21 protein-coding genes are annotated in these 23025 nt (G+C 70.7%); 16 read left to right on the forward strand and 5 right to left on the reverse strand.

The genetic code is table 11. From position 1 onward, the window contains the following. Positions 1-4 precede the first annotated feature (4 nt). From AB0910_RS17805 to AB0910_RS17825, 5 genes are all read left to right on the forward strand, one after another. Positions 5-550, forward strand: a complete 546-nt coding sequence (locus AB0910_RS17805) for a GNAT family N-acetyltransferase (RefSeq protein WP_366745538.1) — start codon at positions 5-7, stop codon at positions 548-550. A gap of 52 nt (positions 551-602) precedes the next feature. Then, positions 603-890 (forward strand): DUF4229 domain-containing protein, encoded by a 288-nt coding sequence (locus AB0910_RS17810; protein WP_345655550.1) that lies wholly within the window; start codon positions 603-605, stop codon positions 888-890. Positions 891-1131: 241 nt separating this feature from the next. Continuing rightward, the gene (locus tag AB0910_RS17815; RefSeq protein ID WP_366745565.1) at positions 1132-1215 is read left to right on the forward strand and encodes a putative leader peptide; all 84 of its coding nucleotides are present in this window, start codon (positions 1132-1134) and stop codon (positions 1213-1215) included. A 95-nt stretch (positions 1216-1310) separates the two neighbouring features. Further along, positions 1311-2657 (forward strand): dicarboxylate/amino acid:cation symporter, encoded by a 1347-nt coding sequence (locus tag AB0910_RS17820; RefSeq protein ID WP_366745539.1) that lies wholly within the window; start codon positions 1311-1313, stop codon positions 2655-2657. A 164-nt stretch (positions 2658-2821) separates the two neighbouring features. Then, positions 2822-4744, forward strand: a complete 1923-nt coding sequence (locus tag AB0910_RS17825) for an AMP-dependent synthetase/ligase (protein ID WP_366745540.1) — start codon at positions 2822-2824, stop codon at positions 4742-4744. Positions 4745-4910: 166 nt separating this feature from the next. On the opposite strand, the gene AB0910_RS17830 is transcribed toward AB0910_RS17825, so the two are convergent. Then, on the reverse strand, positions 4911-5114 hold the full coding sequence (locus tag AB0910_RS17830) for a cold-shock protein (protein ID WP_003967102.1): 204 nt from the start codon (positions 5112-5114) through the stop codon (positions 4911-4913). A gap of 443 nt (positions 5115-5557) precedes the next feature. Between AB0910_RS17830 and AB0910_RS17835 the strand changes: the two genes are divergently transcribed. From AB0910_RS17835 to AB0910_RS17850, 4 genes are all read left to right on the forward strand, one after another. Next, a complete protein-coding gene (locus AB0910_RS17835; protein ID WP_366745566.1) occupies positions 5558-6370 on the forward strand; it encodes a menaquinone biosynthesis protein in 813 nt (270 codons plus the stop codon). A gap of 100 nt (positions 6371-6470) precedes the next feature. After that, positions 6471-7685 (forward strand): cyclic dehypoxanthinyl futalosine synthase, encoded by a 1215-nt coding sequence (gene mqnC, locus AB0910_RS17840; protein WP_366745541.1) that lies wholly within the window; start codon positions 6471-6473, stop codon positions 7683-7685. A gap of 19 nt (positions 7686-7704) precedes the next feature. Further along, positions 7705-8232, forward strand: coding sequence for a hypothetical protein (locus tag AB0910_RS17845; protein ID WP_366745567.1), 528 nt, complete (start codon positions 7705-7707; stop codon positions 8230-8232). A gap of 48 nt (positions 8233-8280) precedes the next feature. Beyond that, positions 8281-8973 (forward strand): demethylmenaquinone methyltransferase, encoded by a 693-nt coding sequence (locus tag AB0910_RS17850; protein WP_366745542.1) that lies wholly within the window; start codon positions 8281-8283, stop codon positions 8971-8973. Positions 8974-9046: 73 nt separating this feature from the next. On the opposite strand, the gene AB0910_RS17855 is transcribed toward AB0910_RS17850, so the two are convergent. Further along, positions 9047-9541, reverse strand: coding sequence for a GNAT family N-acetyltransferase (locus AB0910_RS17855; protein ID WP_366745568.1), 495 nt, complete (start codon positions 9539-9541; stop codon positions 9047-9049). A 267-nt stretch (positions 9542-9808) separates the two neighbouring features. Here AB0910_RS17855 and AB0910_RS17860 point away from each other — a divergent pair, with 267 nt between their 5' ends. Both AB0910_RS17860 and AB0910_RS17865 read left to right on the forward strand, forming a co-directional pair. After that, a complete protein-coding gene (locus tag AB0910_RS17860) occupies positions 9809-11089 on the forward strand; it encodes a geranylgeranyl reductase family protein (RefSeq protein WP_366745543.1) in 1281 nt (426 codons plus the stop codon). A 123-nt stretch (positions 11090-11212) separates the two neighbouring features. After that, positions 11213-12088 (forward strand): SAM-dependent methyltransferase, encoded by an 876-nt coding sequence (locus AB0910_RS17865; protein ID WP_366745544.1) that lies wholly within the window; start codon positions 11213-11215, stop codon positions 12086-12088. A 24-nt stretch (positions 12089-12112) separates the two neighbouring features. On the opposite strand, the gene AB0910_RS17870 is transcribed toward AB0910_RS17865, so the two are convergent. Together AB0910_RS17870 and AB0910_RS17875 are read right to left on the reverse strand one after the other, a co-directional pair. Continuing rightward, positions 12113-12916, reverse strand: coding sequence for a carbon-nitrogen hydrolase family protein (locus tag AB0910_RS17870; RefSeq protein WP_366745545.1), 804 nt, complete (start codon positions 12914-12916; stop codon positions 12113-12115). 50 nt (positions 12917-12966) lie between these two features. After that, positions 12967-13653 (reverse strand): flavin reductase family protein, encoded by a 687-nt coding sequence (locus AB0910_RS17875; protein ID WP_366745546.1) that lies wholly within the window; start codon positions 13651-13653, stop codon positions 12967-12969. Between the two features lie 642 nt (positions 13654-14295). Between AB0910_RS17875 and AB0910_RS17880 the strand changes: the two genes are divergently transcribed. The 5 genes from AB0910_RS17880 (at position 14296) to AB0910_RS17900 (ending at position 21070) form a co-directional block, all read left to right on the forward strand. Continuing rightward, on the forward strand, positions 14296-16194 hold the full coding sequence (locus AB0910_RS17880) for a WD40 repeat domain-containing protein (RefSeq protein WP_366745547.1): 1899 nt from the start codon (positions 14296-14298) through the stop codon (positions 16192-16194). Beyond that, positions 16191-17465, forward strand: a complete 1275-nt coding sequence (locus AB0910_RS17885; protein ID WP_366745548.1) for an MFS transporter — start codon at positions 16191-16193, stop codon at positions 17463-17465. The genes AB0910_RS17880 and AB0910_RS17885 overlap by 4 nt, the downstream gene beginning before the upstream one ends. A gap of 94 nt (positions 17466-17559) precedes the next feature. After that, positions 17560-19413, forward strand: a complete 1854-nt coding sequence (locus AB0910_RS17890; RefSeq protein WP_366745549.1) for a WD40 repeat domain-containing protein — start codon at positions 17560-17562, stop codon at positions 19411-19413. Next, on the forward strand, positions 19410-20093 hold the full coding sequence (gene ribA / locus AB0910_RS17895) for a GTP cyclohydrolase II (protein WP_366745550.1): 684 nt from the start codon (positions 19410-19412) through the stop codon (positions 20091-20093). The genes AB0910_RS17890 and ribA overlap by 4 nt, the downstream gene beginning before the upstream one ends. Then, complete coding sequence (locus AB0910_RS17900; protein ID WP_366745551.1) at positions 20090-21070, forward strand: SUMF1/EgtB/PvdO family nonheme iron enzyme; 981 nt, start codon at positions 20090-20092, stop codon at positions 21068-21070. Before ribA ends, AB0910_RS17900 begins: the two co-directional genes overlap by 4 nt. Before the next feature lie 111 nt (positions 21071-21181). Here the strand turns inward: AB0910_RS17900 and AB0910_RS17905 are convergent, their stop codons facing one another. Then, positions 21182-22039: a C40 family peptidase gene (locus AB0910_RS17905; protein ID WP_366745552.1), complete on the reverse strand. Its 858-nt coding sequence runs from the start codon at positions 22037-22039 to the stop codon at positions 21182-21184. Positions 22040-23025 lie beyond the last annotated feature (986 nt).

Below are 23025 nucleotides of genomic sequence, written 5' to 3' on the forward strand. Positions count from 1 at the left end.
GGGCATGACACTCGCGTTCCGCTTCGACCCGCCCTTCGGCCCGGGGCAGGAGGGCCGCGCCCTGCGCGACGGCATCCTCGCGCTGTGGACGGACGTGGTCAACGCGGGCGGGGCCGTCGGCTTCGTGCCGCCGGTCGCGCCCGACGACGTCAGGCCCGAGCTGGTCAAGCACCTGACCGCGATGGCGGAGGGCCGTACGCACCTGCTGGTGGGGTACGACGGGAGCGGCGCGGTCGCGGCGACCGCGTTCCTCACCCTCAACACCCACCGCCTGATGGGCCACTGGCTGTGGCTGTACACCGTGATGGTGCACCCGCGCCACCAGGGCAAGGGGTACGGGCGGCAGCTGATGGCCGCGGCCGCGGACGCGGCGCGCGGGCTCGACGGCATCGAGGCGATCCGCCTGACGTGCCGTGGCGGCACCGGCGCCGACCGCTTCTACGCGGCGTGCGGCTACAAGGAGGTCGGCCGGGTGCCCGGCGCGATCCGGGTGGCGCCGGGCGACGACAGGGACGACATCGTCATGCTGCTCCCGCTGGGGAGCGCCTGAGGCCCCCGTGCTTCACTGGAAGGTACGAGACCGGAAGAGAGAAGGCCACGCAGTGATCCGGCAGCCAGGAGTGACCGTCCGCTACACCATGGCGCGCATCGCCATCTTCATCGGATGCATGGTCGTGATCGCGGCCCTCGTCCGGGTCGGCGCCGTGCCCAGGGGCCTCGGCGACTCCAACGGCATCTGGGTGCTGCTGCTGGCCCTCGTCGTCTCCGCGCCCATCAGCTTCGTGGTGCTGCGCAAGCAGCGCGACGAGATGTCGATGAAGGTGTCGGGCCGCCTCGACAAGGCGCGCGCCAAGCTGGAGGCCAACCGCGCGGCGGAGGACGCCGAGTAGTCCACGGCCCGGCGCCGCGCCGGTTCCCGCCCTGTGCGGCGGGGCCGCCCGCCGTGCGATCCGGGTGATCCGGGTGTGATCCGGGCCACAGACCTTCGTGCCCCCGTCTCCCCAACTGCCCAGGGGAGGCGGGGGCGTTGTCATGCCCGCTGCCAAGTTGTCTCAAAGAACAGCTTTGAGTATCCCAAAGTCGGCGTGTTAACTGTCGTGCGTGACCCGATCCGTGCACCTCGAAGATGACATGAGCATTCCGCTCGTGGCGCGCCTGCACGTCGATCTCTGCCGCCGCACCTCCGCGGCCTGTCGCCACCGCCTCCCGGCCTGACCCGCCGGGCCCAGGGAGCGGCCCCGCACGGGCCCGCCGCGCCCCCGCACGTCCACGCCCCGCCCCTCTCCCCACGCCACGTCAGGAGTGCGTTCGTGTCCGCGAACACCGCAGCCGGCACCACCGAGCCGGCAGGCCCCCGCAGCAGATCGCCGAAGGTCCCGTTCTGGGCGCAGATCGTCGCCGGCCTCGTGCTCGGAGCCCTGCTCGGCTGGCTCGCCCGCAGCCAGGACATCGGCTGGCTCACCGCCACGCTCGACAAGGTCGGCCACCTCTTCGTGCAGCTGCTGAAGCTCGCCGTGGGCCCGCTCGTCTTCTTCGCGATCCTGGTGTCGATCACCAACCTCCGCAAGGTCAACAACGCGGCCAGGCTGGCGACCCGCACCCTGCTGTGGTTCATGGCGATGTCGCTGATAGCCGTCGCCATCGGCATCGCGATCGGCCTGGTCACCAACCCCGGTGCGGGCACGGGCCTCACGCCGAAGGACGGCAGGCTGCCCGAGCACGCGGGCTCCTGGATCGACTTCCTCACCGGCATCGTCCCGACCGACGTCGTCACGCCCTTCAGCGAGCTGAACGTCCTCCAGATCGTGTTCATGGCGGCGATCGCCGGGATCGCCGTGCTCAAGCTCGGCGAGCGCGCCAAGCCCGTCCTCACGCTCAGCGAGGTCGTGCTCGAACTGCTCCAGAAGGCCCTGTGGTGGGTCATCAGGCTCGCCCCGCTCGGCACCGTCGGCCTGATCGGCTACGCCATCGCCGACTACGGCTGGGACCTCATCGGCCAGTACGCCACCTTCACCGCCGACGTCTACGCGGGCTGCGCGCTCGTCCTCTTCGGCGTCTACCCGCTGCTGCTCGCGACGGTCGCCCGGGTCAGCCCGCTGCAGTTCTTCCGCGGCGCCTGGCCCGCCATCCAGCTCGGCTTCGTCTCCCGCTCCTCCGTGGGCACGATGCCCGTGACGCAGCAGGCGGCCGAGCGCCTCGGCGTGCCGAGGACGTACACCTCCTTCGCCGTGCCGTTCGGCTCCACCACCAAGATGGACGGCTGCGCCTCGATCTACCCGGCGATCGCGGCGATCTTCGTGGCGCAGATCTTCGACGTGCACCTCGGCGTGCAGGACTACGTGCTGATCGCGTTCGTCTCCGTCATCGGCTCCGCCGCCACCGCGGGCCTGACCGGCGCGACGGTCATGCTGACGCTGACCCTCTCCACGCTCGGCCTGCCCCTTGAGGGCGTCGGCCTGCTGCTGGCGATCGACCCGATCCTCGACATGATGCGCACCGCGACCAACGTGGCGGGCCAGATCGTCGCCCCGGTCGTCGTCGCCGCCCGCGAGAACATCCTGGACCGCGCCGCCTACGACGCGGCGACCGCCTCCCCGGTGGACGGGCCCGCACCGGAGCAGGACGCACACGAGCACAAGGTCCCGGCCGCGGCCTGACCCGCCGGGGCGGTGCGCGTCGTCACCCCGCCGCCGCGCCCGGGTCGTTGGGCGGCGCGGTGGCGAACCCGAGCGCGCCGCCCCGGTGTTCGGGACCGGGTGCTTCCCCTTAGGGTCAGCTCTGGGCGTTCCTCAGGAGCGCCGCGCACCCCCAGGAGCAGCCCGTGACCACAGCCGTGTCCCAGGTTCCCGCGTCGCGGTCCCCCGAGCCGCCGCCCGCCGTCCCCCCGCAGCTCGTCAGGGACGGCGCCGCGGTGCGGGAGGCGTACGTACCGCCGCTCGCGCACCCGGTGCGGGGCGGATCGCTCGCCGACATACCGTACGAGAACGTCCGCCAGGAGCCCGACGCCGTCGTCATCAGCCGCAAGCTGCCTGACGGGACCTGGCAGGACGTGACTGCCGCCGCGTTCGCCGAGGACGTCGGCTCCGTCGCGCGCGGCCTCGTCGCCGAGGGGCTGCGGCCCGGCGACCGGATCGCGATCATGGCCACGACGACGTACGAGTGGACGCTGCTTGACTTCGCCGCCTGGGCGGCCGGGCTGGTGACCGTGCCGGTCTACCCGACGTCGTCCGCGTTCCAGACCCGGTGGATCCTCCAGGACTCCGGGGCCGTCGCCTGCGTCGTGGAGGACCCGGCGCAGGCCGCCCTCGTACGCCAGGAGGGCCGCAGGCTCTCCCAGCTCGGCCACCTGTGGGTGCTCGACGACGGCGGGCTCGACCGGCTGCGCGAGGCGGGCGCGGGCGTCGGCCCCGACGTGCTCGCCCAGCGCAGGGCCCTCGTCACGCCCGACAGCCTCGCCACCCTCAGCTACACCTCGGGCACCACGGGCCGCCCCCGCGGTTGCGCCCTGACCCACGGCAACTTCTTCGCCGAGGTCGACAACGCCGTCGCGCTGCTCCACCCGGTCTTCACCTCGGTCAGCAAGGAGCCGCCCTCGATCCTGCTGTTCCTGCCGCTCAGCCACGTCTTCGGCCGGATGGTCGCCGTCGCCTGCCTGCGCGCCAGGGTCAGGCTCGGACACGCGCCGTCCGTCGGCACCCAGGCGCTCCTCGCCGACCTCGCCGCCTTCCGCCCGACCTTCCTGCTCGCCATCCCCTATGTGCTGGAGAAGGTCTACAACACGGCACGCGCCAAGGCCGAGCGGATGGGCCGCGCCTCCGCCTTCGACCGCGCCGCCCGGGTCGCGCGCCGCTACGGCGAGGCCCTCGAAGCGGCCGAGCACGGCGCAGGCCCCGGCCCGTCGATCGCGCTGCGCGCGGCGCGTGCCCTGTACGACCCGCTCGTCCACCGCAGGATCCGCACGGCGCTCGGCGGCCGGGTCAAGTACGCGATCTGCGGCGGCTCGCCGCTCGGCCGCCACCTGTCGTCGTTCTACGCGGGCGTCGGGGTCGAGATCTTCGAGGGGTACGGCCTGACGGAGACCACGGCGGCCGCCACCTGCACGCCCCCGCGCAGGCCCCGCATGGGCACGGTCGGCTGGCCGATGCCGGGCACCGCGGTGCGGATCGCCGACGACGGCGAGGTGCTGCTGCGCGGCGCCCATGTCTTCGCCGGCTACTGGGACTCCGAGCGCGGCGAGCCCGTGCCCGCGCAGGACGAGCAGGGCTGGTTCGCCACCGGCGACCTCGGCGCCCTGGACGACGAGGGGTACCTGACGATCGTCGGCCGCAAGAAGGACGTGATCATCACGACCGGCGGCAAGAGCGTCGCGCCCGCGCCTCTCGAGGACTGGCTGCGCGCCCACCCGCTGATCAGCCAGTGCATGGTGACGGGCGACAACCGGCCCTACATCACGGCGCTGATCACTCTCGACGCCGACGGCCTCGCGCACTGGCGCGAGATGCGCAGGCGGCGTACGGGCCAGGAGGAGCCCGAGGCCGAGGACGAGGAGCTGCGCGGCATACTCCAGCGCGCCGTCGACGAGGTGAACCGGCTGGTCTCGCGCGCGGAGTCCATCCGCCGCTTCCTCGTCCTCACGACGGACTTCACGGAGGCGAACGGCCATCTCACGCCCTCGCTGAAACTCCGCCGCGACCAGATCACCCGGGATTTCGCGGACGACATCGCCAAGCTGTACGAGAGGTAGCCCGCGCGCGGACATCCCGGGCCCGGAAATCCGGGCCGCGGGACCGGCCGGGGAAACCGGCCGGGAAAAAAGTGCAGGGGCCCCGTCCCGCCGCCGTCCGCGGCGGGGTGGGGCCCCTTGGGTACTGCTTCTCACGTGGTCATGGGCGATCGCCCACGCCGGTCACTCAGGCGGGGGTGACGTTCTCCGCCTGCGGGCCCTTGGGGCCCTGGGTGACGTCGAAGTTCACGACCTGGTTCTCCTCCAGGGAGCGGAAACCAGAGGCGTTGATCGCGGAGTAGTGGACGAAGACATCCGGGCCGCCGCCGTCCTGGGCGATGAAGCCGAAGCCCTTTTCAGCGTTGAACCACTTGACGGTTCCGGTAGCCATAAGCCCTCCTTGGGCCAAAGGGTTGCCCTGCTCCAGAACCTGCAAAGAAGTCTGAAAACTACAAAAGCCTGCGGCGTCACATGCTCCGCAGGCTCTGTACTGCAAGGGAAACCAAACTGCAACTTGCGAGCGAGCCTAGCACGGTGCCTCTGCGCGGCGGTAGAGGCAAAGATCACCGCTCTCCCGCGCGTGCCGCGCGCCCGCGTGGGCACACTTTCCGGCCAGGGCGGGCGGCCGCGGGCCTCACCCCGTACGGGCCTGCGGGGGAGCGGGCCCTACCCGTGAGGACCGGCGGCGGCGCGCGGCACGGCCCCGCGGCCGCCCTGCGGGCCCGCCGGGTTTAGCCTCGCGATGTGGACACTCCAGAAGAAGACACGCCAGCACAGGACGCCACGGGAAGCGCCGGAGCCGGCCGCCGCCGCACCCGGCCGCGCGTCGGCCACATCCAGTTCCTCAACTGCCTGCCCCTGTACTGGGGACTCGCGAGGACCGGGACCCTGCTCGATCTGGAGCTGACCAAGGACACCCCGGACAAGCTCAACGACCAGCTCGTGCGCGGCGGGCTCGACATCGCCCCGATCAGCCTCGTCGAGTACCTGCGCCACGCCGACGAGCTCGTCGCCTTCCCCGACGTGGCCGTGGGCTGCGACGGCGACGTGATGTCCTGCGTGATCGTCTCGCAGGTGCCGCTCGACCGGCTCGACGGCGAGAAGGTCGCCCTCGGCTCGACCTCCCGCACCGCGGTCCGCCTCGCCCAGCTGCTGCTGTCCGACGCGCACCACGTGAACCCCGAGTACTTCCGCTGCGCCCCCGACCTCGGCCTGATGATGCAGGAGGCGCCCGCAGGCGTCCTCATCGGCGACGCGGCCCTGCGCGCCTCGCTGCACGAGGCGCCCCGCCTCGGCCTCCAGGTGCACGACCTCGGCGCGATGTGGAAGGAGTGGACGGGCCTGCCGTTCGTCTTCGCCCTGTGGGCCGCGCGCAAGGACTTCCTGGCCCGCGAGCCCGAGACCGTGCGCGAGGTGCACCGCGCGTTCCTCGCCTCGCGCGACCTCTCCCTCGAAGAGGTCACGAAGGTCGCGGAGCAGGCGGCGCGCTGGGAGGCGTTCGACGCCTCCCTCCTGGAGCAGTACTTCACGACGCTCGACTTCCGCTTCGGCGAGCGGCAGCTCGCCGGCGTCAAGGAGTTCGCCCGCCGCACCGGCCCGACCACGGGCTTCCCCGCCGACGTGCACGTCGAGATCCTGGACCGCTGAGGCCGGTCCCGGCCCGCCCCCGGCCGCCGTCCGATCCGGGCGCGGGGCGCTGACGTAGGCTTGAGCGGCTGTCGTACCCCCTGCGGAAGGACCCGTTCCGGTGACCGAGAAGGCCGACCACCCGTCCGTTGACATCGCCGGAGCCCTGGACCGAGCCGCCGCGGGCGGCCGCATCACGCCCGAGGAGGCCGTCGTCCTGTACCGGGACGCGCCCCTGCACGCGCTGGGCGGGGCCGCCGACGCGGTGCGCCGCCGCCGGTACGCGGGCACCGAGCACATCGCCACGTACATCATCGAGCGCAACATCAACTACACGAACGTCTGCGTGACGGCGTGCAAGTTCTGCGCCTTCTACGCGGCGCCCAAGGACACGGAGAAGGGCTGGAGCCGCGACCTCGACGACATCCTGCGCCGCTGCGCGGAGACCGTCGAGCTCGGCGGCACCCAGATCATGTTCCAGGGCGGGCACCACCCCGACTACGGCGTCGAGTACTACGAGCGCGCCTTCTCGGCCATCAAGAAGGAGTTCCCGCAGCTGGTCATCCACTCCCTCGGCGCGTCCGAGGTCGAGCACATGGCCCGCATCTCCGGCGTGAGCGCCGAGGAGGCCATCCGCCGCATCCACGCGGCCGGCCTCGACTCGTTCGCCGGCGCGGGCGCCGAGCTGCTGCCCGAGCGGCCCCGCAAGGCGATCGCGCCGCTCAAGGAGTCGGGCGAGCGCTGGCTTGAGATCATGGAGACCGCCCACAACCTGGGCGTCGAGTCCACCACGACCATGCTGATGGGCACCGGCGAGACCAACGCGGAGCGGATCGAGCACCTGCGGATGATCCGCGACGTGCAGGACAGGACGGGCGGCTTCCGCGCCTTCATCCCGTACACCTACCAGCCGGAGAACAACCACCTGAAGGGGCGGACGCAGGCGACCCTCTTCGAGTACCTGCGGATGATCTCCATCGCGCGCCTCTTCCTCGACAACGTCGCCCACATCCAGGGCTCCTGGCTGACCACGGGCAAGGAGGTCGGCCAGCTCTCGCTGCACTACGGCGCGGACGACCTGGGCTCGATCATGCTGGAGGAGAACGTCGTCTCCTCCGCGGGCGCCAAGCACCGCTCCAACCGCATGGAGATCATCGAGCTGATCCGCAAGGCGGGCCGCGTCCCGGCGCAGCGCGCCACCACCTACGAGCACCTCGTCGTCCACGACGACCCGGCGAACGACCCGGTCGACGACCGCGTCGTCTCGCACATCTCCTCCACGGCGATCGCGGGCGGCACCGCCCACCCCGAGCTCAAGCTCCTGGGCGCCAACTGAGGACGGCGCGGTGCGTACGATCCACCACCCGGCCCTCGGGGTGCGCACCGCGGGGAACGGACCCGCCACCCCCGGGCTCGCGGTCGTCACCGACGGCGGACGGATCGCGGCGCTCGGGCCGTACGAGACGGTGCTCGGCCGCTACGGCGGGGCGCGGGTGCGGGCCTGGGACGGCGTGCTGGAGCCCGGCAGGTACGCGGCCGACGGCGCGGAACTGCTCGAAGGGCGCTACTGGCCGGACCCGCGCGAGGCCGCCGAGCTCGGCACGGCGCCGCTGCCCGCCGCCTCCGTCGCCATGACGGACACCCGCTGGGGCGCCAGCGCGCGCCGGGGCGTGCAGCGGCTGCTCGCGCGCGGGGTGACCGCCGTCGCAGGACCTTTCACCCGGCCGCAGGTCGCGGCTGCCGTGCGCCGCGCGGGGCTGCGCGCGCGGGCGTGCGCCCTGGCCGAGGGCGGTGCGGCGGACTTCGCCGTCTTCCCCGCGGAGGGCGCGGACGAGTCCCTCGCGACGGTGCTCGCCGGACGGCTCGTCCACCGGCGCGCGTAGCTCACCAGGCCCCGGGGCAGCCGCCGCGGCGGCTGGTTCAATGGACCAATGACCCGTGCATCCCTGGACAAGAAGCCACAAGAAGTCGCCACGATGTTCGACGACGTGGCGGAGAAGTACGACCTGACCAACGACGTGCTCTCGCTCGGCCAGGCCCGCCTGTGGCGCAAGGAGGTCGCGAAGGCGGTGGCGGCGCGCCCCGCCGAGAAGGTCCTCGACCTGGCGGCCGGCACGGGGACCTCGTCCCAGGAGCTCGCGCGGACCGGCGCCTACGTGGTGCCCTGCGACTTCTCCATGGGCATGCTGCGCGAGGGCAAGCGGCGCTCCTCCTGGATGCCGTTCACCGCGGGCGACGCGACCCGGCTGCCCTTCGCCGACCAGGTCTTCGACGCGGTCACGATCTCCTTCGGCCTGCGCAACGTCGAGGACTCCGAGCAGGCGCTGCGCGAGCTGTACCGGGTGACGAAGCCGGGCGGGCGCATCGTGGTCTGCGAGTTCTCCGACCCGACGTTCGGGCCGTTCCGCACGGTCTACCAGGAGTACCTGATGCGCGCGCTGCCGCCGGTCGCGCGCCGCGTCTCCTCCAACCCCGACGCGTACGTCTACCTCGCCGAGTCCATCCGCGCCTGGCCCAACCAGCGCGGCCTCGCGGCCCGCATGAAGCGCTGCGGCTGGTCGGACGTGGCGTGGCGCAACCTCACGGGCGGCGTGGTGGCGCTGCACCGAGGGGTGCGCGCCTGAGCCGCCAGGGCCGCCGGGAGCGCGGGCGCGCGCCGGAGGCACGGGGCGCCCAGGGCGCCGACGGCGGCTCCCGTCAGAGCGCCAGCTCGTACTGGTGGCCCACCAGTTCGCCGCCCTCCGCGTGCCGCGGCACGTACGCGAACGACTTCGCGAGGCTCATCCCGAGCCGCCTGGTGACCGCGATGGAGCGCTCGTTGCGCGCGTCGACCATCGCCACCACCCGCGCCACGCCCGCCGCGCGCACCCGGTCGAGGGTCAGGCGCGCCGCGGCCGTCGCGAAGCCCCTGCCCCAGTACGCGCGGCCCAGGCGCCAGCCGATCTCGATCTCCCCGTACGGGCCGAACGACCGGTGCGGCCACGGCTGCGCGCCGGTGAAGCCGGCCGCCTCGCCGTGCTCGTCCACCACCGTCCACAGGCAGAAGCCGCGCTCCGCCGCGTGGCGCCGCTGGCGCGCGGTGAGCTCCTCGTAGACGGAGAACTCGGCGGGCCCGCCGTGGAACTCCATCACCTCGCGGTCGGCGAAGAGGCGGTGCCAGGCGTACGCGTCCTCGTCGGTCGGTACCCGCAGCCCGAGCGCGGGGGCGGGCCCGGCCGCCGCGCCGGCGAGGGGCCCGTCGACGGTGGCCGCGCCGGGAGGGCCGGCGGTGCTGCTGCTGGGTACGAGCTGAGGCGAATCGTTCACGGAAGCTGCCCTTCGAGCGGCCTTGTCGGTACGCCCCCATAGACTGCCCATGTCCGTTGCCCTTCGATACGTCGGCGCGCCACTTTGCTGAGTCCGCGGCCGCGCTTCTCGTATCGCGCACGTATCCGCGCCGACCCTTCGGGAGCCCACGCCGTGACCGAGCCCCTCTCCGAGAACACCGCCGACGTCATTGTCGTCGGGGCGGGCCCCGCCGGCTCGACCACGGCGTACTACCTCGCCAAGGCCGGCCTCGACGTGCTGCTCCTGGAGAAGACGGCGTTCCCGCGCGAGAAGGTGTGCGGCGACGGCCTCACGCCCCGCGCGACGAAGCAGCTCGTGTCCATGGGCATCGACATCTCCGAGGAGGCCGGCTGGCTGCGCAACAAGGGCCTGCGGATCATCGGGGGCGGCATGCGCCTCGAACTCGACTGGCCCGACCTGGCCTCCTTCCCCGACTACGGCCTCGTGCGCAAGCGCGACGACTTCGACGACCAGCTGGCCAGGCAGGCGCAGAAGGCGGGCGCCCGGCTGTACGAGCGGTGCAACGTCACGGAGCCGATCACCGACAGGGCCGGCCGGATCACCGGCGTCCGCGCGAAGCTCGGCGAGGAGAAGACGCCGGCGGAGTTCCACGCGCCGCTGGTCGTCGCCGCCGACGGCAACTCCACCCGCCTCTCCGTCGGCATGGGGCTGCACCGGCGCGAGGACCGGCCGATGGGCGTCGCCGTGCGGACGTACTTCACCTCGCCGCGGCACGACGACGACTATCTGGAGTCCTGGCTCGAACTGTGGGACCGCAGGGGCGGCCAGGAGCGGCTGCTCCCCGGCTACGGCTGGATCTTCGGCATGGGCGACGGCACGTCCAACGTGGGCCTGGGCATCCTCGACTCGTCCGCCGCCTTCCACGAGCTCAACTGGCGCGAGGTGCTGAAGGCCTGGTGCGCCTCCATGCCGGAGGACTGGGGCTACACCCCGGAGAACATGACGATGCCGATCCGCGGCGCCGCCCTGCCGATGGCCTTCAACCGCCAGCCGCACTACACGCGCGGGCTGCTGCTCGTGGGCGACGCGGGCGGCATGATCAACCCGTTCAACGGCGAGGGCATCGCGTACGCCATGGAGTCGGGCCAGCTGGCGGCCGACGTGATCGTCCAGGCGCACGCCCGTGCCACCCCGGCGCTGCGGGAGCGCGCGCTCCAGCGCTACCCGCAGGTCCTCAAGGACACCTACGGCGGCTACTACACGCTGGGCCGCGCGTTCGTGAAGCTCATCGGCAACCCGGCCGTCATGAAGCTGGCGGCGCAGCGCGGCCTCACGCACCCGCTGCTGATGAAGTTCACGCTGAAGCTGCTGGCCAACCTCACGGACCCGACAGGCGGCGACGCGATGGACCGCATCATCAACGGGTTGACGAAGGTCGCGCCCCGGGCGTAACGATGGCGCCGTGTGCCGTCGCCCCCCCGGCGGCGGCGCGCGGCGGGACGGTTGCGGGCCGGGGAGCGCCCAGGAGCGATTCCTGCGCGATTCCTGCGCGACGCCGATGCGGACGGGAGCACGATGCCAGACACGCCGGACACGCCGGACGCCACCACCCCCAGGGAGCCCGCTGCCCCGGCCCCCGGCCTGCCGCCCGTGCAGCCCGACCCGCGCGTCGACACGTCGAGGGCGAGCTCCGCCCGCCTCTACGACCTCTACGTCGGCGGCAAGGACCACTACGGCGTCGACAAGGACGCGGGCACCCGCCTCGCGGAGGCGTTCGACACCGAGGGCGCGATCCAGCGCATCGGCACAGGCGCCCGCCGCTTCCACGACAGGGCGGTGCGGTACGCGGCCGAGGAGCTGGGTACGGACCAGTTCCTCGACATCGGCGTGGGCGTGCCCAAGGAGCCCAACACGCACGAGATCGCGCAGGCCGTCAGCCCGTCGTCCCGCGTCGTGTACGTCGACAACGACCCCATCGTGCTGCGGCACGCGGAGGCGCTCCTGCACAGCAGCCCCGAGGGTGCCACGGACTACGCCGACGCGGACCTGCGCAGGCCCGACGAGGTCCTGTCCGTCGCCCGCCGCACGCTGGCGCTCGACCGCCCGGTCGCCCTGATGCTCTGCTCCGTTCTCCAGTTCGTCCCCGACGACGACCAGGTGCGCGACGTGGTCTCCCGCTACCTGGCGGCGCTCGCCCCCGGCAGCTGCGTCATCTTCAGCCATGTCACCGACGACTTCGACCCCGCCGCCTGGCGCGCGGTGGAACGCATCTACGCCGACGAGGGCATCGCCGCCAACGTCCGCCCCCGCGCCGCGATCGAGTCCTTCCTGACATCCCTCACCCTGGTGCCCCCCGGCCTGGTGGAGGCCCACCTCTGGCACCCCGACGGCACCGACCCGGACACAGGCCACACCCACCTCTACGCAGGCGTGGGCCTCGTCCGCGGCTGACGAGGCCCGGGCCCCTGCCACGGATCAGGGCGTCACGGCCGCCGGCCCGGCCGTCCGGTGCTCCTCCAACATGTGCAGGAAGCCGCGTACGCGCTCGATGGCGTCGAACGAGAACCGCGCGGTGAGCACCTGTTCCTTGTCGGCCTGCGCCTCCGTCAGGAGTGTTCCGTCCGGGCCGTACAGGAGGCTGGCTCCCGAGCAGGGACGGTCGGCCGGGCCGCCGACCGGGTTGACGAAGACGCTGTACACGGTGTTCTCGAGGGCCCGAGCCGCCATGTAGACGCGTGCGCGGTGTTCGTTCCCCGAGGCGAAGGCGCTGGCGCAGACATAGGCGTCCGCGCCGGCGACAGCCGCGGCGCGAGCGTGTTCGGGGAAGGACATGTCGTAGCAGATGGCCAGGCCGAGCCGCCAGCCGTCGACGTCGAGCACGCTGGTGTGCCGGCCGGCCCGGAACAGGGCCGCCTCGTCGGCGTGCCACAGGTGCTGCTTGTCGTAGACGGCGGACACCGTGCCCGTCGGCCTCACGGCCAGCAGGGAGTTGGTCAGGGAGCCGTGCGGGCCGCGGAGCGCCGCCCCCACCAGGATCGTCGCTCCGGTGCTCTGCGCCGAGGCCCGCAGGGGGTCGAGACGGGGATCGGTCACCGACTCGGGGTCGTCGACCGGGATCTGGGCCCGCGGGTCCGCCGCGAGGGTGGCCAGGTCGTAGCCCGGCAGATGGAGCTCGGGCAGCACCACGACCCGCGCGCCGTCCGATGCCGCGCGGTCGGTCTGCCGGGCGGCCGAGAGGCTGTTCGCCGCGATGTCGCCCGGTACTGCCCTGGCCTGCACCGTGGCGACAGGCAGCGGTCCGGTCGGTCGGACAGTGCCCGCCGGTGGGTTCACGCCGGCCGCCGGGGCGCGAGCCGCGCGAATCCGGGCTTGGCCCCGGGGCGCTCCACCCTGACACGGGCACCGTCGTGAGACCTGGCCGACTGCGGCAGGCGGAGGTCGGCCAGGAAGTCCCCGTACTCGGCCGAAGGATGGGTGCCCAGGTCGACGTCCTCGCCGTCGCGGCCGGTGAGCGTGATGCGCCACTCGTCCACTTCGGCCGCCGGCCCGGTGGCTGCGACCCGGATGGTCTCGTCGTCGATGTACTGGGCCGCGGCCACCACCGCCGTCCGCTGCACCGGTGCGCCCAGGGTGTACATGGGGCCGTGTTTCACCAGGGGCGGCCCGCTGGTCGGCGGTACGTGCGCGGCCACGGCCTCGCCCACGAACATCTGGTGGACCGGGAAGGGCACGATGTCACGCAGCTCGCACTCCAGGGCCAGCAGCCCGCCCTTCACCCAGGGCGTGTCGGTCACTTCCGGTTCTCCGAACGTGACGAGCTCGCTGGTGGTCTTGTCGATGTCCGTGGTGGAGAAGCTGCCGGCGAAGTCGGCCAGTTCCGCCTGGTCCTCGGAGCAGAAGGTGACGCTGAACTGGTCTCCTGCGGTGAGCAGCCTCCTGGTGTCGGAGGACGGCCCGAGCACCACCGCCACGTAGAGAGGGTCCTTGTTCACGAAGTACGACCACTCGGCGGACATCACATTGACTCTGTCGCCGGTCCGTACAGAAATCAGTCCGATGGTGCTGGTCAGACTCTTCCACAGCTGACCGGGCAACTCGTGTGACACCGGTGCTCCCTTCTGGTCGGGCCACATTCACAGGGGACGACATAATAGTCGAATTCACCCGACTGGACAGGGGCGACACTTCACGGTGCACGGACTTCCGGTGCGTTCACGGGCCCGTTGGACTCGTCCCGCGTCGGTCTCCGGTGACTCCGGTGCTCACTCGGCCCCATGCCGATTTCGCAGGTCGGCACTGCTGGCGCGAAGTGGACATTTCGCAAGAACACGATATTCCGGCACATGTATCCCCCTGTGGGTCGAAAATTTTACACGAATCTTGGGTTTCGTGTTGTGAATCATGTCACATCGTAATCGGGTTGCTGCACAGGGTGAAGGTTGATGTACTCCCACTCGTTCCAGTCAAGGCGGTTGAGTCCGCGATGAATTGGATGGGGGTGTTCGCAAATGAAGAAGCCGGTTCGCCGTAACGTGCGCATCAACAAGTGACGGATCGACGTCACTGACCATCCGTCCTCGTGGCGGTCTGGGAGGCCGGCCGCGCATTGGTCGGCCTCCTCGATGCCAGCCGGATTGCCTGCCGAGCAGAGGTGTCCCGTGGAACTTACCGACCGTGTCATCAGAATTCTTTATGTCGGGGGCGTGGGGCTGATTGCCTCGGACTCGTTCGGACGTGTCCACCTCCTCGACGACGACCTCAATGTCGTCCGCTCCTCTCCCCGCGTGCCCGACGGGCGGCCCCTCTACGGGCTGGCTGTCGCGGATGGCTGGGTCATCGGCAAGGACCGCATGGGCGCCGTGCTGCGCTGGTCGCTCGAGACCCTGGACCTGGTCAACCGGCTCGACCCCGCCACGGTCTGCGATCCGACCAAGCTGATCGAAGGCGAGGAGCCCTCGCCGGTCAGTTCGCGGGGAATTGGCGTCTGGGGTGGCAGGGTATTCGTGACCAGTGGTTATCATTTGCAGATGCTGGTGCTGGATCTCGAAACCTTCGAGGTGATCGAGATACGTGACAACATCTGCGGGGAAAGTCCCATGGAATGGGCCTCCACGGACCACCCGCACCGTCACGCCATATCGGACAAGAACGGGAATCTTCGCTTCGGCAGTTTCGAGACGATGGAGTTCTCGGACCATGTCAAACTCGACGATGGAAATATTCACCGGGTTCGGTACGACGCGCGCCACGACCGTTTCTGGTGCACGCAGGACTTCGGGGAAGGAGAGACGGCCGACATCGCAAACGGTGTGGTCGTCGTCTCCATGGACGGCGAGAAAGAGGCCGAGGCGCTCTTTGCTCGCGACGATGTCGAGTTCGTCATTTTCTCGCCCGATTACTCGAAGGCGTACTCGGGCGGATTCGACTCCGAGCTGCATATCTTTGACAACTCTTCCCGAGAGTTGCGCATCGACCGCACGGTCAGTGGTTTTTCTCATCAGCTCAGTGACATCACGGTCAGCCCGGCCGGCGATGTCTACGTACTGTGCCAGGACGGCGAGATCGTCCGGCTGACCGGTGACGGTGACTTCGTCCGGGGGCTCGGTTTCAAACGCCAGGCCGTTTGGGACATCCAGCGGTCCCTTGAAGACCCCGCGGTCCTGTACTGCGCCACGGACTCGGGCGTCGCCGTCGTCGAAGTCCGCCAACGGGCGAGCGGCCCCACCCTGGCCGTGGTCGAGGACCACCAGACGGGACACGGCTTCACCAGGCGCATCGCTCCCGTTGACGGAGGGTGGGTCGGTATCACCCGGGACCGCCAGGTATTCCGGATGGCGCGGGGCGGCGAACGACAGTGGACGCGCTCCCTGCCCGGTCTTCCGCACACCGTCGCCGCCTCGCCCGACAGGGCACGTGTGCTGATCGCGACGAACGCCGGCGCGGTGGAGCTCGACGCCCCCACGGGCGCGGAGCGCACGACTCTCCAGGTCGACGGCCTTCCCGTGTGGACCGGCTGCTATCTGCCCACGGGAGAGCGGGTCCTGGCCACCCGTAATGGCGTCATCGCCGTCTTCGGCGAGGAGGCCGACGAACCCCGGTGGCGCCTCGACCAGGGCGAGTACCCGAAGCGGATGTGGGCGCAGGACGGTCTGCTCTACGTCGTCGGCGACGGCGGCCTGAAGGAGATCGAGATCGGCCGGGGGGAGACGCGCCGGTGGGGCGACCTCCTGTCGAACACGGCGGAGAACGCCACCATCAGCGACGGGGTGGTGTGCGCCAGCTCCTACGGCATGCAGATCGCGGCCTACGCCTACGAGGGCGACGAGTTCCTCGGCTTCATGGAGGACCTGCCCGACTACCCCAAGGCCCTGAGCATCGTCCGCGGCTCCGACGGCGCGCCGCATCTGCTCGCCGGCTGCCGCACCGGCCTGCTCTCCCTGTACAGGATGGACAAGCCGGCGGCAGAGGGCACCTTCGCCAAGCTCGAAGACCGCTGGCTGCCCCGCCGCGCGACACGCTACAGCTTGTCCGCTGCGTCCTACAGTGAGCAGCAATGAGCCAGACAGAGTCCTCCACACCAGTGCACGAGCCGGAGCTCGCGCCATGGCGCGACCGCCGCTTCCGCATTTTCGCCACCGGTAATTTCGTCAACAACCTCGGAGAGGCCGCCTACAAAGTAGGTCTCCCCTTGTACGTGTACGACCTGACCGGCTCGCTCACCACCATGTCGTTGATGGCGGCCATCGCGCCCGCCATCCTGCTGATCAGCCCCTGGCTCGGCGCGATCGTCGACCGTTGGGGCTCACGGGTCTTCGTGGTTCCCGGACTGCTCGTGCAGCTCGGGGGAGCGGTGTCCCTGAACCTGTTCGCACTGGGCGGTCACACGTCGAACGCGGTGCTCTTCCCACTGGCGACGGTGGTCCAGCTGGGCGGCGAGATGTACAGAAGCGGATGGATCGCCGGCGTGAAGGGCATGTTCCCGAAGAACGCCGCCCGTTCCCGTGCCGTTCTGAGCAGCCTCTTCGTCACGTCCAACATCGTCGGGCCGCTCATCGTGGCCGTGGGTGTCGGAGTTGTCGGATATTTGGGCCTCCTGTGGTTCAACGCGGCCACGTTCCTCGCACCCATCGCGGTGTGGGCGCTCGGAGTGCACCCGCCGGCCAAGGAGCGGCGCCTCCAGACGGAGCGCCGCCCCGGCCTGAGCCGCGACATCATCGACGGCTGGCACATCATCAGGAGCGAGAAGCGCGTCATGTACGTCCAGATCACCTCTCTGCCACTGCAGTTCGTCAGCGGAGTGGGCGTGCTCTCCTTCATGATCTGGTACCTGCGCAGCCAGTTGGCAGTCTCGGCGAGCGGGGTGAGCGTGGCCCAGGCGCTGGCCAACATCGGTGCCCTGGCCGGCAGCGTCTACATCGCGGCCCGGGCCAGGGCGCGGCCACGTACCGTGCTGGCCGGCGCCGTTCTCGTCATGACCGCGGCACTGTTCGTCATGCTCATTCCCTCGGTGCCGGTATTTGTGCTCTGCATGGTCTGCTTCTTCACGATGCGCTCGGCCATGACGGCCGTCTGCGCGATGATCATCGTCAAGCACCTCCCCACGGAGGTCCTGGGACGAGCCGAGGGGCTGTTCAACCTGCTCAGTGGAATCCCGCTCTTCGTGGCACCGCTCGTCACCCCGGCAGTGCAGGACGCCTGGGGGAGCGACGGGGTCCTCCTCTTCCTCGGTGCCTTCGCCGGCCTCGCCCTCATCTGCCTCGGCTACTTCTGGCGGCACTGGAACGACCAGGCCGACGAGCCTGCGGACGTGGTGACAGCAGCTTCCTGACCACTTTCGTCCAACGGGTCCCGGGTGCACACGAGGAAGCCAACACCCACCTGCTGCTCCTCGGTGGCGCAGCCTACGCAGCAAGGAAACCGCCATGCGTACGATCGACCTGCCGACCCGTCGAACGGGCCAGAGTGCACCCGTGACTCATGTGGCCTTCGGAAAAGAGGGCCGCCGGCTGGCGAGCTGTTCCTACGACGGAACAGTGCTGATCTGGGACATGACCGATCCAGGGCAACCCCGGCAGACCGTGCGCTTCAGACATCGCAGACTGGTCAACTCCTCGGCGTGGAACCCTGTGGAGCCCGAGCTTCTGGCGACGGCATCGGCCGACAAGACCGTGGGTGTCTGGCGAGTACCCGATGAGGGCCGGGCCGAACTGCTCAACGTGCTGGCCCGCCACACCGACGACATCAACTCGGTGGCCTGGATGCCGGACGGCCGGCGCCTCATAGCCGTCTCGGAGGACGGCCGCGCCACTCTCTGGGACGCACTCGACGGCAGGCTGTTCGGCGAGGTCGGCTCGCACACCGCCCACTGCATGATGGTGTCCGTCAGCCCTCAAGGGCTGGTGGCCACCGCGGGTGAGGACGGCATGGTCGCCGTGAGCGCGCCAGGCACGGACCACGCTCCGGTGGTCAGGCACTACGAGTCCTCGGTGGAAGGATGCGCGTGGTCGCACTCCGGTGGGACTCTGGCCATTGCACGCGATGACGGAGTGGTCGAACTGCTCACCTCCGCCCTGCAGCCTCTGCGCACGATCCAGGTGTCCCGGTCGGCCGCGCGCTCGGTGGCGTGGGCCGAGGACGACAGCACCTTCGTGGTCGGCGCCTACGACGGTTCACTGTGCTTCTACGAGGCGAACGGCGCCCTGCTGCACCGTATCCACGACCCCCGCATCTGGCCCCGGTCGGTCGCCGTCGCCCGGGGCGTGGCGGTGGTCGGCAGCTTCTGGAGCGGCCCTCATGTCTTCGACCTCGCCTCGGCCAAGGAGATCAGCGGCCCGAGCACGCCCACGCACGGCCCCAACGCCTTCGCCAGCAACGGCAGGGAACTGTTCGTGGGGTGCGACTCGGGCCGTGTCCTCGCCATCGGCCTCGACGATGTGGCGACCGGCGCGCCACGCGTCCTCGACGTCGCCGACGGCCCCATCCTGTCGCTCGCGGCGCACGAGGACGTCCTCTACGCCGGCACGTACGCGGGCCACATCGTCCGCCACGAGGCCGGACGCGCCCGGGAGAGCAGCCAGGTGGGCGCTCCGGTCCCGTCTCTGTGCCTCGCGGAAGGCCGCGTCATGGGCGGTACCTACAACGGGGAGATCGTCGCGCTCGATCCCCGGTCACTGGAGATCGTGGGCCGCCGCACCCCGCATGCCGGGTCGGTGAAGTCGTTGGCTCCCGGCTCCGGAGGGTTCTTCTCCGCGGCTACTGACCGGACCGTCGCCGCCGGATCCCTCGACGACCGCCACACCCTGTGGCAGCACGGGAACCTCGTCAACGCCGTGGCGGTACTCGACGGCGAAGTCGCCGCGAGCGCCTCCCGCGACCACACGGTCAAGGTGGGCCGACTCGGCACCGCACCCGGTGAGGTGCGACAGATGCAGACCCTGTTGGGTCCTGACGAATCGGTCAAGTGCGTAGCGCTCCTCGGCTCCCCCGAGTCGCCCGTGGTGCTGGCTGGCTCCTACGACTTCGGCCTCTACGCCTGGAACGTGGACTGGAGCGCGGGTGCCCGGACGCTCACCTCGGGAACGACGGTGGCCGAGTTCACCCAGGGGGTGTCCTGCATGCTCGCCCTGGACGCCACCCGGGTGGCCGTCGCCGGCTGGGACGGGCGGGTCCTGATCGCCGGCCTGGCCCCGGACGGCACGGTCGAGGTGCACAGGACCTGGGATGTCATGAGCCTGATGGACAGCGCCTCCTCCCTCGTCGACAGGGTGACGGCATGAGCACCTACCGCGAGACCGTGCCCACGGCCGCCGTGGCCGTCAGGGCGCGGGTCACCGTCACCCTGGAGCGGTTCGGCGGTGTCGCCGTGCAATTGGTGACCTTCACCGGCATTCCCGACGGCGGGGAGCACGTCGCCCTCGTCGTTCCGTCGCCGCCGTCGGCGGTGCAGGCGCCCGTACCGCTGGTCCGGCTGCACAGCGAGTGCCTGACCGGTGACATCTTCGGCTCGACCCGCTGCGACTGCGGTCCGCAACTGGACGAGGCGCTGCGCCGGATGGCTGTCGAGGGCGGCGTGCTGCTGTATCTACGCCAGGAGGGGCGGGGGATCGGGCTCTACAACAAGCTCGATGCCTACGTCCTGCAAGACCGCGGCAACGACACGTTCGAAGCCAACAGGCTGCTGGGGAGGGGCGAAGACGAGCGCGACTACACTTCTGCGGCCGCAATGCTCCAGGCCCTGGGGCTGGAGCACATCCGTTTGCTGACGAACAACCCCGACAAGGTGCGGCAGCTGCGGCGGCACGGCATCACCGTCCGGGAGGCCATTCCGACCAGGGTCCACCTCACGGCGGACAACGCCCGTTATCTCGAGGCAAAGGCAGCGTACGGCGGCCATACCCTCGACATCGAGAAGACCACCGGCCTGCACGGCGCTTCGGCCACCCAGAGGTCAGCATGAAACTGGAAGACGTCCCCCTCTCCCCGCACTTCCGGGAACACGCCCGGCTGGCCGACCCGGCCGTCACCGACATCACCGGCACCTCGCAGCCGTCGCTCGGCGGTACGGACCGTGTCCGGTTGGCCGCCCTCGTGGAGGACCCGCGGGCCTCGCTGGCGGAGCGGCTCGCTGCGGGCGGAATCCTCGCGCTGCTGGGCGATCCGCGGATCGGTCTCCTCCCCGCGACCTGCTTCGTGCCGGGCGGCCAGGTGGAGATCGGACTGTCCGCGGACGCGGTGCCGGAGGTCGTCGCCGCCTGGCAGCACGTCGGCGTCGTGTCGAGCTGGATCGAGAAGGAGACCCCGGTCCACACGTCACGGCTCGACGACTTCTGGATGGCCACCTATCCGGTCACCAACGTGGAATACCGGGAGTTCCTCGCCGATAGCGGTCACGAGGACCGGCCCGCGACGTGGTACCTCGGTGCCTACCCGCACGAGCGGGCCAACCATCCTGTGGCCGGTGTCAGGCCCGAGTCGGCCGACGCCTATGCCGTCTGGCTGACGGAGCGCACGGGCCACCCCTGGCGGCTGCCGGCCGAAGCGGAGTGGGAGTACGCCGCGAAGGGCTCGGAGGGAAAATCCTTTCCCTGGGGTGAGGCCTTCGACGCCCGGCTGGCCAACACTCGTGAGACCGGGATCCACACCACCAGCCCCGTCGGCGCGTTTCCGGCCGGCCGTTCTCCCTTCGGAGTGCTGGACATGGGCGGGAACGTGGAGGAGTACGTCGCCGACGACTACGTCCCCTACCCCGGCGGCACTCTGGTGGAGGACCACCTGGTGGAGACCATGGGCGAGTACCGGGTGGCCAGAGGCGGCAGCTTCTCACGGTTCGGGGATCTCACCCGGACCCGCCGCAGACACGGCGCCTTCCCCGGCCCGCTGTACCCGGTGGGCTTCCGCCTGGCGACGAGCGAACGACCGGGCCCCTCGGCCTAGGGTCGTCGCGGACGTCCTGTTCTCGCGCGGGATCGTGTCGCGGCACGCCGAGTGGGGCCGCGCGGGACGGCGCGGCCCCACTCGGGGTGGTGTGTGCGGGCAGGGCGTGGGTCAGAGGACGCGTACGGCGCCCGTGGGCTGGTCGTAGCTCATGTCGTGCTCGACCACGCCGCTGCTCGGGTTCTGCGCGCCGACGAACTTGCCGCCGCCTACGTAGATCGCCACGTGGTAGGCGCTGCCCGCGCTGCCCCAGTACAGGATGTCGCCGGGCTGGACGCTGCTGAGGGAGACCTGGGTGCCCGCGGTCGACTGGGACTGCGAGACGCGCGGCAGGTCGACGCCGACCGTGCGGTAGGCGGCCTGCACGAGGCCCGAGCAGTCGAAGGCGTTGGGGCCCGTGGAACCCATCACGTACGCGTCGCCGATGTGGGACTGGACGAAGGCGACGATCGAGGCGGCGGAGCCCGTCGCTGCGGACGTGACGGCCGACGAGCTCGGGGTGGAGGACGAGGCGAGCTCGGTGCGCACGCTCGAACGGGAGGCGCGGGCCGCGGCCGCGGCCTTGGCGCGGGCCTCCTCCTCGGCCTTGCGCTTCGCCTCGGCCTCGGCCTTGCGCTTCGCCTCGGCCTTGGCCTTGGCGGCCGCCTCGGCCTTGGACTTGGCCTTCTTCGCCGCGGTCGCCGCGTTCTTGACCGCGGTGTCCTCCTGGCTCTGCAGCTGCGCACGCGTCTGCATCGTCAGGGCGATCTGCTGAGTGGCCTGGGCGGACTGGGCGACCGTGGTGGTCAGGTCCGCGGAGAGAGTCGGCATCTCGATGGTCTCGGTCACCGGCTCGGCGTTCGCCGTTCCGGCAGCACCGGCAACCGCGATGGTGCTGAGGACGCCGCCGGCAACTCCAGCGCGGAGCACCGTCTTCGGCGCGTTCCGGCGGGGTTTCCGGTGGGTTCGTATGGGAGCGGTGTGGGGCATGGGAACAACCGGTATCCGGGGCGGCCGGTTGGCGTCAAGCAGCGTGGGTTGCGCCACAGTTACGTACGGAAGCTACGAATCCGGTTGTTCGGGCCCTTTATTGACGCCGTAACGGGCGAATCGGGCAGTCGAGATCATGGCCGTGATCTCTGTGTTTCAGCTAAAGGTCCGAATTGCCCTTGGCCTACCATCCCTTGGTTACGTGGCCAAGCCAGCTTTCCTCCGCGCTCCGGCGCCCGTGGCGCAGGTCACAGGAGTGTCACGTTCTGTGGATCGGCTGTCGCCCCGCTGGCCGCGCCCCGGGCGGAGGAGTAGGACGGGCCTACACCGCGGGCGTGTTCATGGCGACCGCGAGGGGGCCCGCGGGGGCGCCCCTCGCGGTGCGCCGTGCGGACAAGGGGCCCGTACCCGCCGCCCGGCGGGTGCGAACGTGCCGGGCCTCGTGATCGCGTACACAAGCGCCGCGACCGCACGGGACGTCGCCGTCCCTGTGGTGGAGGGGACGCAGCGGGAGGCCCGCCGGTTGCGCGGGGCCGCCCGGGGACTTCCCGGGCTCCGGCCGCGTTCCGGCCGCGCGGGGCCGCGTTCGGGGCCGCTCGTTCGGGTGGCTGCCCGGATGGCGGCGAAGTCCTTTATCACCCAAAGGTGTTCCAGCGCCAATTTGCGTGGACTGGGCAACTCCTGATAGTGCGCACCCGGCTCTGACCAGGGGCAACGGCCTTTTCTTTCACGCGAAGTGATCATCGTGTCCCGCTCTGTCGAGCCAACTCGCCCCGTCCGACGATCTGATCGTTCTTCAGGTGGTGGAGATCACAAAGACCGCCCGGTACCCCGTGTCGCAGATCACAGCCCGGCGGGCATAAGATGCCCGTCAGTCGGGCTTGTGAACTGCCTCACATGGGGGTGATCTTCGGGGTTCGCCCGAAACGTCCCCCGACGGTGACGGCTCACTCACGCCCGGTGCGGTCCATCGGTCAGACGGTCAA

It is taken from the genome of Streptomyces sp. NPDC047002 (genome assembly GCF_040704505.1).
In the GTDB taxonomy this organism is placed as follows: domain Bacteria; phylum Actinomycetota; class Actinomycetes; order Streptomycetales; family Streptomycetaceae; genus Streptomyces.

Bases quoted from the DNA above. Each gene is read 5' to 3' on its own strand.
- AB0910_RS17875 (WP_366745546.1), bottom strand. From the start codon at position 13,653: ATGTCCGCCGAGTGGTCGTACTTCGTGAACAAGGACCCTCTCTACGTG.
- AB0910_RS17900 (WP_366745551.1), top strand. From the start codon at position 20,090: ATGAAACTGGAAGACGTCCCCCTCTCCCCGCACTTCCGGGAACACGCC.
- AB0910_RS17830 (WP_003967102.1), bottom strand. From the start codon at position 5,114: ATGGCTACCGGAACCGTCAAGTGGTTCAACGCTGAAAAGGGCTTCGGC.
- AB0910_RS17905 (WP_366745552.1), bottom strand. From the start codon at position 22,039: ATGCCCCACACCGCTCCCATACGAACCCACCGGAAACCCCGCCGGAAC.
- ribA (WP_366745550.1), top strand. From the start codon at position 19,410: ATGAGCACCTACCGCGAGACCGTGCCCACGGCCGCCGTGGCCGTCAGG.
- AB0910_RS17890 (WP_366745549.1), top strand. From the start codon at position 17,560: ATGCGTACGATCGACCTGCCGACCCGTCGAACGGGCCAGAGTGCACCC.
- AB0910_RS17815 (WP_366745565.1), top strand. From the start codon at position 1,132: ATGAGCATTCCGCTCGTGGCGCGCCTGCACGTCGATCTCTGCCGCCGC.
- AB0910_RS17850 (WP_366745542.1), top strand. From the start codon at position 8,281: ATGACCCGTGCATCCCTGGACAAGAAGCCACAAGAAGTCGCCACGATG.
- AB0910_RS17805 (WP_366745538.1), top strand. From the start codon at position 5: ATGACACTCGCGTTCCGCTTCGACCCGCCCTTCGGCCCGGGGCAGGAG.
- AB0910_RS17865 (WP_366745544.1), top strand. From the start codon at position 11,213: ATGCCAGACACGCCGGACACGCCGGACGCCACCACCCCCAGGGAGCCC.
- AB0910_RS17885 (WP_366745548.1), top strand. From the start codon at position 16,191: ATGAGCCAGACAGAGTCCTCCACACCAGTGCACGAGCCGGAGCTCGCG.